Raw genomic sequence first — 12,989 nt, 5'->3', positions numbered from 1 at the left:
TAAATCGAAAGGAAAAAATGAAAAATATACTTTCCTCCGTTGGCCTACTGGCTAGCTTAAGCACACCAGCTCTTGCCCTTGATTGCGATGATGGTTTTCGGCCCTTTACTCACGCTGCCGGAGAAACCTGCATTCCTGTTGACCCAAAACGGATTGTTACCCTGCAAGACCAAAATGCACTGTTACCACTAATGGAGCTTGGCGTTAAACCCATCGCCAGTGCAGGCCATATCAATGCGGCAGGCGAGCAAATGTATCGCCGCATGCAAGGCTATGATACCGCTGGCATTGCCTTTATTGGCACATATGGGGAACCAGACATTGAGCTAGTAGCGGCACAAAATCCTGATTTGATTTTTGCATCACCGTGGCCTGCTGATGCCTACGAACGCTACTCAAAAATCGCACCAACTGTCGTCATTGACATGTTTAGCAATGATTTGGAAGTGGCCTTGATGCAATTTGCCGATGCAGTAAATCGCACCGATCGCGCACGTGAATTGCAAACTGGTTTATCGAACAAGGTTGCGGAACTACAAGCGGCCTTGGGACCTGCACTTGCTCAAACAACCATATCTGCCATTGCGCCAGAATGGCAAGGTAGCGGCTTCGATATTCTATCTGAAACACAAGCTTGGGGTGCCATCAAACGCTTGCTAAATCCTACAATGAGCGAGCAAGAGCGAAGTGTTGCGCAAGGGGAGTTTACCCGAAGTATTGAATCGCTCATTGAACACGAAGCAGACGTCATGTTTTTGCTGACCTTCGATGCCGATCAAAGCGCTAACTCTGCGTCATTTAACGAATTTATTGCTCGACCTTTAGTCCAGGCTCTACCGGTACAACAAGCAGGGCAATTGTACAATCTTCGTGGTGGCGAAATGGTTGGCTCAGCTTGGGGAAAAATTGAAAATGGTTTAGATCAAATTTCTGCTATTCTTCTGCAAGACGGCCTAAACAGAAACCTAGTGATCGAGTGAGCTTCGCTGCAATGACAGCAAAGATTGATATTTTCCAAGCTAGGGGCTTCTAACCACAGATATTCTATAAAGCCGAACATGGCAAATGGAAGCACAGGAAAAATATGAGGCCGTCGCGCCGACTGTTTTCATCGAAGATAGCGGTAAAATCGAAGTTTGTAAGCGCGTTTCGCTTTCATGTTTCAGCTGTTAAATATATGTTGAGTGAAAACCAGCAATAAAAGATAGCCAACATTGTAGGAGTTCGCGAGAAGAGGGTCGGCTAACGTCAATGCGCTATCCCTCCCCACCCGGTTTCTCGCGTAATACTGATGAACGAGCAAGCTATATTTGAACTACTTGAGCAGCACAAAAACCAGCGTGGAATCGACAACTGGCTCAAGGTACACGGCGAAGACTTTGCCCTCACCAGCTATGGCATTGGCCTAACTGTGCATCGCAAGCTGGCCAAACAAATTGGTCGCAACCGCGAACTGGCACAGCAACTTTGGCAGTCGAATAACTATGATGCCAAAGTAATCGCGCTGCTCATTGACGACCCCAAACAAATCACCAAAGCACAAGCCGAGCAGCAAGTTGAACAGCTACATGGCGGCTTTTTAGCACATGTATTCTCGTCGTGCGATGCCACACTGGCCAAAACAAGCTTTGTCGTTGAACTGCTCGAAGAGTGGATTGAAAGCTCCGACGAAGTGCGAGTGCGTTGCGGTTATGGGCTGCTCTACGAAGTGGCAAAGTGGAAGAAAAAGTCAGCCCCAGATGATCAGTACTTTCTTGACCACATTAGCAACATTGCCCAGCGCTACAAAGGCCAACCAACCAATGTATTAATGGCCATGGCCGGCGCTTTACTGGCGATTGGTGGGCGCAATATCACGCTCAATACCGCCGCGCTAGAACTAGCAAGGGAAATAGGCCCTATTACCTTTAGCGATACCTGCGACCCAATGGACGTAGCCAAAAACCTCACCAGCGATTCGATGAAGAAAAAACTAGGTATTCGTTAAGCGTAGCGAGGATGGCCAACCGAGTACGGCCACTCTTCTCTATCCAGTGCAATAAAGGCATGATTAGTTGAGCTTCAAAAGGCATGGCTGTCTGCGTTATTTGTGGTCTATTTACACTTACCCGCGCAGCCGTTGCAGCTTAACAGGGAAGTGCTTAGTAGTCGTAAGCTTCGACCCAAAGTACCGCATCTTGCGACAGCGCTTTGCCATCAAATTCGGTATCTGGTCCACTACCTAATGCTGCAAAGCCCCATTTACCGGCGGCCGGTAATGCCAAAGGTGAAGTAGCCGTTTTCATCAGAAATCGCCACGATGGCATCGTATTGCAACAACTTAACTAACTAGAGGGATCCTCTAAAAGGCCTTCGGCTAAATTATTGCAAGCTAAATACAATTGGCAGAACAAGTTTTTGCGTTCGCAAGCTACTTGGCAATGGTACTGCTCGGGAGACTAACGCTATCGCCTCGCGATCAAGTGCTGGATGACCACTAGAGGAAACAATTTCTAGTTGTTGCACTTGCCCAGACGGCAACAAATCAAATTGCACAACCACTTCACCTTGCTGACCGCGGCGCTGGGCTGATCTTGGATAGCGCAGTAACGGGTTTATTTTGGCGAGGATTTCGTTCACTAAAACCTCATCGCTTATTTGTGCTTCTGAGCCAACGGCGAGTAAACCGTTGTTGTTACTTACTTTGTCGGCATTGCCTGTGCTTTCTAAGCCAGAAAGGCGTGATTGAATGGTGTCGCTGCTACTGGTTTTAATGGCCACTGGGCTAGCAGCGGGGGCAACATCGACAGGCTCTATTGTTTTTTGAGTTGGCTCAACCGTAGCGATTAGCGTGGTCGTTGGCGTCACAACCGGCGTTTCAGTTGGTGTTGGGACTAAGCTTGGTGTTGGCGTAGTAGTTGGAAGCGGTGTGGCCAGAGGCTCTGGGAGTGGGGTAGCTGTAGGCGTTACAGCCTGACCTATGCCCTGCTCGCTCTGAATGATTTGTTTGAGTTCTGACAGGTCATTTTGCTGTTCGTTGTGTTGCGTGTTATCCGTTGACAATTGGGTAGTAGTCGATGCGGCTGTCGATAGCAGCACCGGCGGGCTAGCAGACGTTCGTTTATTTGGACTTACCGACCAAAACATTAGCCCCCAAAAACAGGCGATGGTGACACAAAAAGCAATGAACCAGTCGGAAACTCTATTCATGATATTGATGACTCTGACTGTTTACTTGGCTTGGCTATAAAGCCAAACGGCGGGCTGCTGGGCGAGTGCTTGCATTACAGGGTCGACCAGAACAAATGGCACTTGTTGATCGAGCACTAAAGCGATTTCAGCATTGTTTAGCGCCGCAAGGTCGGCTAAATCGGCAGGTTGACCATTGAGCGAGAGGTTACCGTGCTGATCAACGACCACTTCCACTTGCAGCAGCTGTTCGGAAGTTTGCTCACTTACCACAGGCACAAGTGGCAGATGGCTTTGCAACATGGCGTATCCAGAAACCATAAAAAAGAGCAGCAACAAGAAGACGATATTGATCATAGGGATCAACTGCACATCAAAACTGTCCGGCGACCTGTCGCCCGATTCATCGATGAGCTCGTCAATTAGCATTTTTCAGCTCCTCTTGCTTCTCAAGCCCGTTACTACGCCCAGTAACAATTTGCACATCTTGCGTGCCTGCCTGGCGGATACGCTGCATGCTATCGAGCAGCACCTGAGCACTAACGTTGCCGTCTACTAACAAGCCTACCGTTGACCACGCTTGCAGCGAAGCGGGAAGCTGTGCATCCCACAGCTGGCCATTTTCTGCCAGCCTCAATACCTTAGCCTCGCCTTCCCCGTAGGGTTTTTGCGCTAGCGTCTGCCGATGCCATGGGTTGAGCTGACTGGTTAAAATAAAAAACAACAGCAGGATAAACACCACATCGATCAGTGGAGTAAGAGATAAGCGTGCTGGTTTGTAAGGCGACGGATCAAGCTGCATCAGATGCCTTATTTGGCGTGCCTTTGGTAAAAGATGATTGTTCGCCATTTACAGCCAGTTTACGGGTGAAGACTTTACTTAACTGATCGCCAAGCCCATGACTAATTCGCTGCTGCCACTGCACCAAGAAGCTATGAATAAAGGTAAATGGAATGGCAACAGCTAAGCCGACGGCCGTGGTCAGCAGAGCTTGCCAAATACCACTAGCTAGCAGGGTTGGGTCGTTTTGCACAGTCGCCAACTGCTGGAATGCAGCGATCATGCCCAAAACCGTGCCAAACAGGCCTAACAATGGCGCTAGCTGGGCGATAAGCTCTACTAGGCGCAAGCCTGATTTCATTTGTCGCACGGCATTACTCGCCAGGCGCTGAACTTCTTCACGCAACAACTCAGAGTCTTTTTGCGATTCTGCTAGCTGCAGTGCCGCCACCGCATCATTACCACTTTTTTGCTGCTTAATAGCCGCTTGCCAACGTAACAACTGCAAGCACTTACTAATGCTCAATACCGATGCTAGTGCCGCCAGCACCAGCAAAATAATGACCACAGGGCCACCCAATTCAATCCAATCCTGCATAACGCCTCTACTCGTAATGAGGTGGGTCAAAAGACCCACCCTGTGTTCACTTATTGAACTTGGTTTTGGCTAACACGCAAGGTGATATGACCGCTGGTGCCGGTGTCTTGGTGGTAATAATTTACTGCCTGAACAAAGAAGATATCGTTTAGAGTGGCTTTGTCGCCATCTAGGTCGACTGCGTACGTGCGGTAATTTGGCCAAACTTTATGACCACCGGCCACGCCGTACTCAAACCAAGCGTTGTTGGTGAAGACATTTTGAGCCCTGTCGCCATCGAAGCGGCGGAAGAACATTGGTGCATCAACTGAAACAGCCGCTAGCTCATCAGCAGTTAATGAACCGTAGGCTTGCGCACCATTGGCCAAAGCGATGTTGTAGCCAGCTTTAGATAGCTCGATCGTTAGCTCAGCATCAGCAGCGGTTTCGACTACCGAGCTGGTATTTAGGTCGATGCTATATGACGTACCCGCTGGTGTGTGGGTCAACGTTGTGTAGCTGCCAACACCAGCGGATGTAAGTGGTGCAATATCAAATGCCAGCGTCGACTGGTGCGTTTGAGGGTTGTAAGCAATGGCATTGCCTTTTACTACGAAGTACTTGTCGCCAGCCATTACAACCCAATGTTTGTTAGCGTCAACAGTGATCGTGCGACCTGATGTGGTATACCAGTCCTTACCAATGGCATAGTTCATTGTTTCGCCAGAGAACTCGATTGTGGCGAAGTCATAGTTTTGCGTTAGCAATTGCTCGTACGCAGCGGGTGTTGCGTTTTCAAAGGTTGCCGCCACTGGGCGACCGTTGACATAAAAGCCTTCGGTATCGCTCGCCAATGCAGCGGTAACATTGCTTTTGCCAGCAATAACGCCACCGTTCAAAGCAATGCCATCTAAGCGGCGGACAGCGATATGCCAACTGCCATTTTCTAAATCGGCCGTTGTTTCACCTGTGGTCAAATTTACGCCCACATAGGCTTTATTGTCTGACGCATCCACCGTGTAAGTAGCAAAGGCAGCACTTGGCTCTGGTGCAGGTGTTACCTCTACCTTGTCTTCGGTTTTTGCTTCTTCAGCGCAAGCAGTTACAAGTGACACTGCGCCTGCAAGTACTAACAGTTTAAATTTCATAGGACTCCCCAAAGTTCTTGTTACCAGCTTGCATCTAGTTTCAGAGAAATGCTTGTGCCACTGGTTGGGCGCAAGTCATTGCTGCTGCCTATTGGCTGGTATTGGTTTAAAAGGTTGTTAGCGCTAATGCTCATTTCGTACTGCTCGTTAAACTGCTTGCTCAAAACAGCTCGCAAATTCCACCAATCTGGGCTTTGTGCTGTGTTATCGGTATCGACCCATTGTTTGCCGGTGTAATTAAGTGAGGTAAGCCAAAACCACGTTGGTGCAAAACGCCAAGACAACTGACTGCTTGCACTGTGTTTGGCGCGCTGCGGAATGAAGGTGTTACTTCCTAAAATGCGCGCATCTAAGTATTGGTAGCTATTGTTTAGCGCCAAACTATTGTTGAGCTGCCACTTGTGGCTGATATTGGCGCCATATAATCTGGCTTGATCAACATTTTGATATTGGAAGGTTTGCACGCCCGGCGCTGTCGGTGCTGCTTCAGTTGCTTCGGCAGTAACGATAAGGTCAGTCGCGGCATTATAAAAAACGTTTAATTCCAGACTTTGCTGCAGACCCTGCCACGTGAGCGCCCCTTGAGTGCTCCATACTTGTTCGCTTAGTAAATCCGCATTACCTAACACCTGATAGCCAAACTGGCTGTGGTCAAATAGATAAAAGCGTTCTTTTAAGTTGGCTACGCGATAGCCTTTACCAAATGCCAAAGCAGCCGTTAGCTCATCACCATTGGGCAAAAAGAAAATATGTTCAGCGTTGAGCTTTGGCGCGATGATGGCAGCTTGTTGGGTTTGTTGAATACGACTGCCTAGCTGAACTTCGGTATCACCTATTAGTCGATTGCCTTGTAGGTAAGCGCTTGCGAGTGTTTGTTCAGACCTTGGCACCTCAACCATGGTTGGCTGATTGACCTTGTTTTGCGATTGCTCAAATGCCTCATGGCTAATTTGATAGCCGGCATCAACGATCCAGCCATTTACTGTGTTACGGGCATCTTGCTGCAGTTGTAGTGCATCAAATTGCGCTTGCCGCTGCTGTTCTAACGCTTCGGTGCGAATCGCATCTTGATCACTAACAAATTCGCTACGCTGAGCGTTAATTAGCGAACCTAAGGTCCAACCGCCAAACTTGGTTACGTGCTTTAAGTTTCCTTGCAACGACAGCTCATCATCGCCATAACTAAACGGCACGCTAAATACGCCAGTACCTTGGCTGCGAGGGCGAGCTAGACTGTGACCGTTAACGTTGAGGCTCACGGCTAGGGTTTGGTGTTCGCTTAACTTCGAGGTGACGTCCGCCGCAATTTTCCAGCGCTGGCCACGCGGGGCGTCTTCTTGATAAAGCGCTCGATCTCGCGTTGCGCCGAACAGCGATTGATAGTGACCAGACAGGTTCACAATTTGGCCAGCAATTTGGGTTTTCACGGCACCAACAATACGTTGCTGATTTAACCAAAGAGGCGCATCGATCGTGTAGTGTTGCAAGTATGATGTGGCATCGAGGGTAAGGTTGTATTGATCACCTTGGTAACCTTTACTGGTGACTTCAATTACCCCACCCATTGCTTGGTTGCCATACTTAGCCGATGCAGCACCACGAATAATCTTCACTTCGGCGATGTCGTCGAGCGACATGGCTTCGAGGTTGTACACCCTGCCCGTATTGACCGGAATGCCATCTTTTACAATCAGCACCTGATTGCTAGCAAAGCCCTGCATCGAGATTTCTTGACCATCACGACCGTGAATATCATTTAGCTGCAAAGAAGATTCCTGCTCAAGCAAGTCGGCCATAGACTGATACTGGCCTTGTTCGATTTGCTCTTGGGTGATGGTGCTCGATTGATTCAACGGCTGTTGAAAAACAACGCCGTCGACGGTAATCGACGGCAAAACAAATGCCGCGTCTGAGGTAGAACTGAGTAGGCAGAGAAGTGCAGCACGAAATTTCATATCAACGACCTATAAAAAAACTAGGCAGCATTGTAGTGTTTGACAACCTAAATGCAAATCACTTTTAATTGCATTTAGGAAAGATTCAAGCGCTTCGTAGGTTAAAAAATTAAGCGGCACCAGCCGCTTACGCAGGTACCGACTTTGTGGCACCAGTGAGCCAAGTAATATTTGCCGATGGGGAAACGGTTAAACAGCTTGATATAACGCTTATCAATGATGATGAAAAAAAAGGAAAACGAACAGTTTGAAGTGAGCATCACTAAAGTAGAAAGCAGCAACGCTTTAGTTAGCGCCCAAATCGACCGCAGCGCTACGGTAATGTGAAGTGGTTGAATATACCGGACAGCGAGCGGCGGAAACACTACCTTGAACACTACCTGAAGCACTACCTGGACACCCATCGACTTTTCACTCTCAAATGCGCCATCTGGCCCTCACCCAAGGCCACTCACCCGGTTGCCTTTTTGCATCTAGCTACCGATCCAACCCATGAAATCCATTCATACTTCAATCAAATTAAATCATTTTTGATCATCATTATTTTTAGCTCTAATAGCGACCAGCCGACGCACTGAGCAAATTGTTCGCGCAAAAGTAATCGTTCCATCTGTGCTAAATCAAGGTTTAGCAGAATCCATCAACGATGCATTTTGTGCAAAGCAGCGCCTTTGTGATTGGTTCTAATCGACTAATTGGAAGCAAAAATACCATGAGCAATCAGTTTACTTTTTCCGTTAGCAGCATTGGTTTTGACGAAAATTATCGACCGGCTGACAACACGCGCACCACCACTAACTTTGCCAACCTTGCGCGTGGCGAGCGCCGTGAAGAGAACCTTCGCAATGCGCTAAACATGATCAATAACAGCTTTAATGCCCTAGCCCACTGGGACAACCCAAATGCCGACCGCTACAGCGTTGAGCTAGAGATTGTTTCGGTAGAGATCAAGTTAGACAACAACGCCGAGGCATTTCCGTCTATCGAGGTGTTAAAAACCTATATCGTTGACCATCGCACTGGTGAGCGCACCGAGGGCATTGTTGGTAACAACTTTTCGTCTTATGTGCGTGATTACGATTTTAGTGTGGTGCTGCGCAACCACAACCAAGCGCGCGAGTCTTTCAGCGTGCCTGAGGACTTTGGTGAGCTGCATGGCAAGTTGTTCCAGAGCTTTATTCACTCGGAAGCCTACCAGCAGAACTTTGCCAAACCACCGGTGATTTGCCTGAGTGTGTCGGACAACAAAACCTACTACCGAACCGATAACCAGCACCCGGTGTTGGGCTTTGAATATGAGCCAAATGAGTCGTCGTTAACCGAGCAGTATTTTAAAAAGATGGGTTTAAAGGTGCGCTACTTTATGCCGCCAAACAGCGTTGCGCCACTGGCGTTTTACTTTGTTGGCGACTTACTCAACGACTACAGCAACCTAGAGCTGATTAGCACCATTAGCACCATGGAGACGTTCCAAAAGATCTACCGACCAGAGATTTACAACGCCAATGCGGTGGCAGGTCGGGTATATAAACCAAACCTGCGCAATCAAGATCACTCACTAACGCGCGTGGTGTACGACCGTGAAGAGCGCAGCCGCTTGGCGGTTGAACAAGGCAAGTTTGCCGAAGAAGCATTTATCAAACCCTACCAGAGCATTTTGCAGCAATGGTCGGCCAGCAGCTAGTGACGTTTGGCGTCCACGGAACTCGCCATTCGACACGGCGCAAGTACGTCCATGTAGCCTCGACACCCGCTCCCTGCGGGTGACGGTCTCGTGGCAAGCACCGTGAACACCAAACTGTTATTGCCATTGGATTACTGATGCCGATTAAATTGGAAGCACACCATGACAACACAACGTTCTACCTCAACACTGCTACCTACTTCTACAGCGGGCAGCTTACCCAAGCCGTCTTGGTTGGCAGAGCCTGAAAAGCTTTGGTCACCGTGGAAGCTTGAAGGCGAAGAGCTGGTATTAGCCAAGCAAGATGCGCTGCGCGTGGCACTACAAGAGCAGCAGCAAGCGGGTATTAGCATTGTTAGCGACGGCGAGCAGTCGCGCCAGCACTTTGTGACCACCTTTATTGAGCATCTTGATGGCGTTGATTTTGAAAACCGCCAAACGGTGAAAATTCGCGACCGTTACGAGGCCAGCGTGCCAACGGTGGTTGGCCCGGTAAGTCGGCAAAAGCCGGTGTTTGTTGAAGACGCCAAGTTTCTGCGCTCGCAAACCAAACAACCCATTAAGTGGGCACTGCCTGGCCCAATGACCATGGTTGATACCCTGTTCGACGACCACTACAAAAGCCGCAAAACCCTGGCATTAGAGTTTGCCAAAATTCTGAACCAAGAAGCTCGCGAACTCGAAGCAGCAGGCGTGGATATCATTCAGTTCGATGAGCCTGCCTTTAATGTGTTTTTTGAAGAGGTCAACGACTGGGGCATTGAAGCGCTAGAGACTGCCATTGAAGGGCTTAAGTGCGAAACCGTGGTACACATTTGTTACGGCTATGGCATTAAGGCAAACACCGACTGGAAACAAACGCTGGGTTCAGAATGGCGACAGTACGAGGAAGTGTTCCCTAAGCTGCAGCAGTCGAGCATCGATATTATTTCGCTAGAGTGCCACAACTCGCGCGTGCCAATTGAGTTGCTTGAGCTTATTCGAGGTAAAAAAATCATGGTGGGTGCCATCGACGTCGCCACCAACACGATTGAATCGCCTGAGGAAGTAGCCAATACGCTTCGCCAAGCACTAAAGTATGTGGATGCCGACAAGCTTTACCCGTGCACCAACTGCGGCATGGCACCGCTGGCACGCGACGTTGCTCGCGGCAAACTTGCAGCGCTGCATGCAGGGGCCGAGATTGTGCGACAAGAACTTTCTGCGTAGAGTGCCCTCAAACGGCCTCGCCTAACGAACAAGAACTTATTTGATGAACGAACTAATTATTTTGCTTATTAGCTGTGCTGTTTTGGGCAGCGGCGCCGGTTTTTTAGCTGGTTTATTGGGAATTGGTGGCGGCCTGGTGATTGTGCCAGTACTGAGCACCCTGCTCGTTTACTTAACCGATTTACCGAGCGAACAAGTGGTAATTATTGCCGTGGCCACGTCGCTGGCGTCTATTTTATTTACCTCGTCGTCTTCGGCTATGGCGCATCATAAAAATGGCAACGTGCCTTGGGCAATTGCCCCTTGGGTGATGACTGGTGTTGCACTAGGCGCTTTGGCGAGTGGCTTTGCGGCGGCATTTTTGCCAGAACACTTTGTGCGCGCGGTGTTTGCTGTGTTTGCCGGGATAATTGCCATTAAAATGTTGCTCAGCAGCAAGCAAAACAACGAACAAACTGGCCGCACGCTACCAAACAAGGGGTTGTTAACGGTATTCACCGCCATCATCGGGGCATTGTCGGCAATGATTGGCATTGGCGGGGGCACCCTAACCGTGCCATTGCTCACGTTCTTTTCTATCAATATCAAAAAGGCCATTGGCTGTGCGTCGGCCTGCGGCATCATCATCGCCTTATTTGGCTGCATTGGTTACATCAGCTCGGGCTTGCAGTATTACTCGTTCAACCAAGGCTTTTTAGGGTTTATTTATTTACCAGCGCTACTCGGCATCGTTTGTACCTCATGGTTCACCGCACCGCTCGGGGCCAAAGCGACTCAAGTTTTGCCTGTGGCAACGATTAAACAGGTGTTTGCAGGACTGCTGTTAATTGTGGCGATCAGAATGCTCGTGGGCTAACCGGGACACCCACCTCAGTTTGAGAGGTTAATCACTGCTTTAACTTCTCCAAAACGATGGGTGTCCACGTTTTCTCTGCAATTGACACACCCACAAGCCGGCATTACTGTTTAGGTCGTTACGCAAAGGAATGACTCTTCATGACCAATGAACCCAGTTTTAATCGCAAAGCTTTAAAGCCCTTTCTGCATATTTGGTGGGTGGGCACACTGGTACTGTTTGTATTGGTGGCTTTATTTTGGCCACGCACGGAAAAAATTACCGCCATGGAACTATTCACATCGTGGAGTAGCTCAACGGCAGAGCTTGCAGCGCTAGACCCTTCCCTGCCGGCCATTGTGTACTTTCGCACCGACTGGTGCCCATATTGCAAAGAGCTAGAAGAAGACACCTTGCGTTTAGCCGAGGTGCATGAAGCTCTTGGACCTGTGCCTAAGTTTATGTTCAACCCAGAGCTGGATGTGCAGGCCCGTGAGTTGGCCGATGCACTGGGTAATACCGGCTATCCGGGTGTTTGGGTACTCAATGCAAACAGTCGAACTTATACCAAAATTAGCCCCTTCGAAAATGGCTTTTCGTTGGGAATAGACTCAACTAACTACTTTGTTAAGAGAGTTCGCCGTCATTTGTATTAACCGAGGCTGCAAAGATGCAGGGCTGGGAGAGCGCTTTACTCACAATTGCAACCTAAACCCTGTATAGTAGCTGGCGAAATTAACAGCAAGCCAAGGAGTATTAACATGGCCGATATTCAATTTGCCCAAGTGGTTGCACTAGCTAAAAAAGCTGGTGAAGAAATCATGACGGTATACGCCAAGGACTTTGACGTATACACCAAAGAAGACAAAAGCCCACTTACCGAAGCCGACTTGCTTTCACACAAAGTTATAGTGGAAGGCCTAGCGCAAATTACCCCAGACGTACCTGTGTTATCAGAAGAGAATGCCGATATCGACTGGAGCGAGCGCAAGCAGTGGGACCGCTACTGGTTAGTCGACCCTATTGATGGCACAAAAGAGTTCATCAAAAAGAATGGCGAATTCACAGTAAACATTGCCCTTATTGAAAACGGCAAGCCGGTGTGGGGCGTAGTCGACGCACCAGCCTTGGGTAAAACCTATGTGGGTGGTACGGCTGTTGACGGCGCTTGGGTACAAGATACCGATTCAAAAGCCAAGATTTCGGCGCCAGTGATGCCTTCTGGCAACGATGGCTGGCGAGTTGTGGGCAGCCGCTCACACCAAAGCGACGAGTTCAAAGCATTCGTTGAGCAGTACAACAACCCAGAAATAAAAAGCATGGGTAGCTCGCTGAAAATCTGCTTGGTTGCAGAAGGCGAAGCAGACATTTATCCACGCCTAGGGTTAACCAGCGAGTGGGACACAGGTGCTGCACATGCGGTGCTATTAGGTGCCGGTGGCGATATTGTCGTGCACGAGTCGAACGAAGCCCTAACCTACAACCAAAAAGAATCGGTGCTGAACCCATTCTTTATTGCCAAAGGCAAAGCAGCTTAACCCCTTTAAGCTTAATAATCGCCTCTAATGAGGCGATTTCTCTCGCTTTTTTACCGCTCAGTTATTGACCTATTCAGCTGTCACAGTACAGTAA

The 12,989-nt window shown here is 48.9% G+C and carries 15 protein-coding genes; 8 read left to right on the top strand and 7 right to left on the bottom strand.

Annotation, left to right across the window (positions count from 1 at the left end; all coding sequences use genetic code 11):
* The first annotated feature begins 17 nt into the window (after nucleotides 1–17).
* Both DUW71_RS08855 and DUW71_RS08850 read left to right on the top strand, forming a co-directional pair.
* A complete protein-coding gene (locus DUW71_RS08855) occupies nucleotides 18–980 on the top strand; it encodes an ABC transporter substrate-binding protein (protein WP_119394885.1) in 963 nt (320 codons plus the stop codon).
* Nucleotides 981–1,291: 311 nt separating this feature from the next.
* Entirely contained in the window at nucleotides 1,292–1,987 is a 696-nt protein-coding gene (locus DUW71_RS08850) for a DNA alkylation repair protein (RefSeq protein ID WP_119394884.1), read from the top strand.
* Between the two features lie 154 nt (nucleotides 1,988–2,141).
* On the opposite strand, the gene DUW71_RS08845 is transcribed toward DUW71_RS08850, so the two are convergent.
* The 7 genes from DUW71_RS08845 to DUW71_RS08815 form a co-directional block, all read right to left on the bottom strand.
* Nucleotides 2,142–2,285 carry a hypothetical protein gene (locus DUW71_RS08845; protein WP_199671187.1) on the bottom strand — a complete coding sequence of 48 codons (144 nt, stop codon included), beginning with the start codon at nucleotides 2,283–2,285 and terminating at the stop codon, nucleotides 2,142–2,144.
* A gap of 76 nt (nucleotides 2,286–2,361) precedes the next feature.
* The gene (locus tag DUW71_RS08840; protein WP_158583949.1) at nucleotides 2,362–3,189 is read right to left on the bottom strand and encodes an energy transducer TonB; all 828 of its coding nucleotides are present in this window, start codon (nucleotides 3,187–3,189) and stop codon (nucleotides 2,362–2,364) included.
* Nucleotides 3,190–3,210: 21 nt separating this feature from the next.
* Nucleotides 3,211–3,597: an ExbD/TolR family protein gene (locus DUW71_RS08835; protein WP_119394882.1), complete on the bottom strand. Its 387-nt coding sequence runs from the start codon at nucleotides 3,595–3,597 to the stop codon at nucleotides 3,211–3,213.
* Entirely contained in the window at nucleotides 3,587–3,970 is a 384-nt protein-coding gene (locus DUW71_RS08830; protein WP_119394881.1) for an ExbD/TolR family protein, read from the bottom strand. Before DUW71_RS08830 ends, DUW71_RS08835 begins: the two co-directional genes overlap by 11 nt.
* Nucleotides 3,960–4,547, bottom strand: a complete 588-nt coding sequence (locus tag DUW71_RS08825) for a MotA/TolQ/ExbB proton channel family protein (protein WP_119394880.1) — start codon at nucleotides 4,545–4,547, stop codon at nucleotides 3,960–3,962. Before DUW71_RS08825 ends, DUW71_RS08830 begins: the two co-directional genes overlap by 11 nt.
* A gap of 50 nt (nucleotides 4,548–4,597) precedes the next feature.
* Nucleotides 4,598–5,674 (bottom strand): HmuY family protein, encoded by a 1,077-nt coding sequence (locus DUW71_RS08820; protein WP_119394879.1) that lies wholly within the window; start codon nucleotides 5,672–5,674, stop codon nucleotides 4,598–4,600.
* Between the two features lie 20 nt (nucleotides 5,675–5,694).
* Nucleotides 5,695–7,629 (bottom strand): TonB-dependent receptor plug domain-containing protein, encoded by a 1,935-nt coding sequence (locus tag DUW71_RS08815; protein WP_119394878.1) that lies wholly within the window; start codon nucleotides 7,627–7,629, stop codon nucleotides 5,695–5,697.
* A gap of 146 nt (nucleotides 7,630–7,775) precedes the next feature.
* Between DUW71_RS08815 and DUW71_RS18075 the strand changes: the two genes are divergently transcribed.
* The 6 genes from DUW71_RS18075 (at nucleotide 7,776) to cysQ (ending at nucleotide 12,895) form a co-directional block, all read left to right on the top strand.
* Nucleotides 7,776–7,880 (top strand): hypothetical protein, encoded by a 105-nt coding sequence (locus DUW71_RS18075; protein WP_407690495.1) that lies wholly within the window; start codon nucleotides 7,776–7,778, stop codon nucleotides 7,878–7,880.
* Between the two features lie 461 nt (nucleotides 7,881–8,341).
* Nucleotides 8,342–9,313, top strand: a complete 972-nt coding sequence (locus DUW71_RS08810) for a DUF1852 domain-containing protein (protein WP_119394925.1) — start codon at nucleotides 8,342–8,344, stop codon at nucleotides 9,311–9,313.
* A 162-nt stretch (nucleotides 9,314–9,475) separates the two neighbouring features.
* A complete protein-coding gene (locus tag DUW71_RS08805; RefSeq protein ID WP_119394877.1) occupies nucleotides 9,476–10,522 on the top strand; it encodes a methionine synthase in 1,047 nt (348 codons plus the stop codon).
* 43 nt (nucleotides 10,523–10,565) lie between these two features.
* Entirely contained in the window at nucleotides 10,566–11,378 is an 813-nt protein-coding gene (locus DUW71_RS08800) for a sulfite exporter TauE/SafE family protein (RefSeq protein WP_119394876.1), read from the top strand.
* A gap of 140 nt (nucleotides 11,379–11,518) precedes the next feature.
* The gene (locus tag DUW71_RS08795; protein WP_119394875.1) at nucleotides 11,519–12,013 is read left to right on the top strand and encodes a thioredoxin family protein; all 495 of its coding nucleotides are present in this window, start codon (nucleotides 11,519–11,521) and stop codon (nucleotides 12,011–12,013) included.
* A gap of 105 nt (nucleotides 12,014–12,118) precedes the next feature.
* Nucleotides 12,119–12,895, top strand: a complete 777-nt coding sequence (gene cysQ, locus DUW71_RS08790) for a 3'(2'),5'-bisphosphate nucleotidase CysQ (RefSeq protein ID WP_119394874.1) — start codon at nucleotides 12,119–12,121, stop codon at nucleotides 12,893–12,895.
* Nucleotides 12,896–12,989: the final 94 nt, after the last annotated feature.

The organism is Salinibius halmophilus (assembly GCF_003577475.1).
Classification (GTDB): domain Bacteria; phylum Pseudomonadota; class Gammaproteobacteria; order Pseudomonadales; family Natronospirillaceae; genus Salinibius; species Salinibius halmophilus.
The sequence above is the reverse complement of the archived record's forward strand: the minus strand, read 5'-3'. Positions and strand labels throughout refer to the sequence as shown.

Coding starts and splice junctions, on each gene's coding strand:
- DUW71_RS08855 (WP_119394885.1), top strand. CDS start 18: ATGAAAAATATACTTTCCTCCGTTGGCCTACTGGCTAGCTTAAGCACA.
- DUW71_RS08850 (WP_119394884.1), top strand. CDS start 1,292: ATGAACGAGCAAGCTATATTTGAACTACTTGAGCAGCACAAAAACCAG.
- DUW71_RS08845 (WP_199671187.1), bottom strand. CDS start 2,285: ATGAAAACGGCTACTTCACCTTTGGCATTACCGGCCGCCGGTAAATGG.
- DUW71_RS08840 (WP_158583949.1), bottom strand. CDS start 3,189: ATGAATAGAGTTTCCGACTGGTTCATTGCTTTTTGTGTCACCATCGCC.
- DUW71_RS08835 (WP_119394882.1), bottom strand. CDS start 3,597: ATGCTAATTGACGAGCTCATCGATGAATCGGGCGACAGGTCGCCGGAC.
- DUW71_RS08830 (WP_119394881.1), bottom strand. CDS start 3,970: ATGCAGCTTGATCCGTCGCCTTACAAACCAGCACGCTTATCTCTTACT.
- DUW71_RS08825 (WP_119394880.1), bottom strand. CDS start 4,547: ATGCAGGATTGGATTGAATTGGGTGGCCCTGTGGTCATTATTTTGCTG.
- DUW71_RS08820 (WP_119394879.1), bottom strand. CDS start 5,674: ATGAAATTTAAACTGTTAGTACTTGCAGGCGCAGTGTCACTTGTAACT.
- DUW71_RS08815 (WP_119394878.1), bottom strand. CDS start 7,629: ATGAAATTTCGTGCTGCACTTCTCTGCCTACTCAGTTCTACCTCAGAC.
- DUW71_RS08810 (WP_119394925.1), top strand. CDS start 8,342: ATGAGCAATCAGTTTACTTTTTCCGTTAGCAGCATTGGTTTTGACGAA.
- DUW71_RS08805 (WP_119394877.1), top strand. CDS start 9,476: ATGACAACACAACGTTCTACCTCAACACTGCTACCTACTTCTACAGCG.
- DUW71_RS08800 (WP_119394876.1), top strand. CDS start 10,566: ATGAACGAACTAATTATTTTGCTTATTAGCTGTGCTGTTTTGGGCAGC.
- DUW71_RS08795 (WP_119394875.1), top strand. CDS start 11,519: ATGACCAATGAACCCAGTTTTAATCGCAAAGCTTTAAAGCCCTTTCTG.
- cysQ (WP_119394874.1), top strand. CDS start 12,119: ATGGCCGATATTCAATTTGCCCAAGTGGTTGCACTAGCTAAAAAAGCT.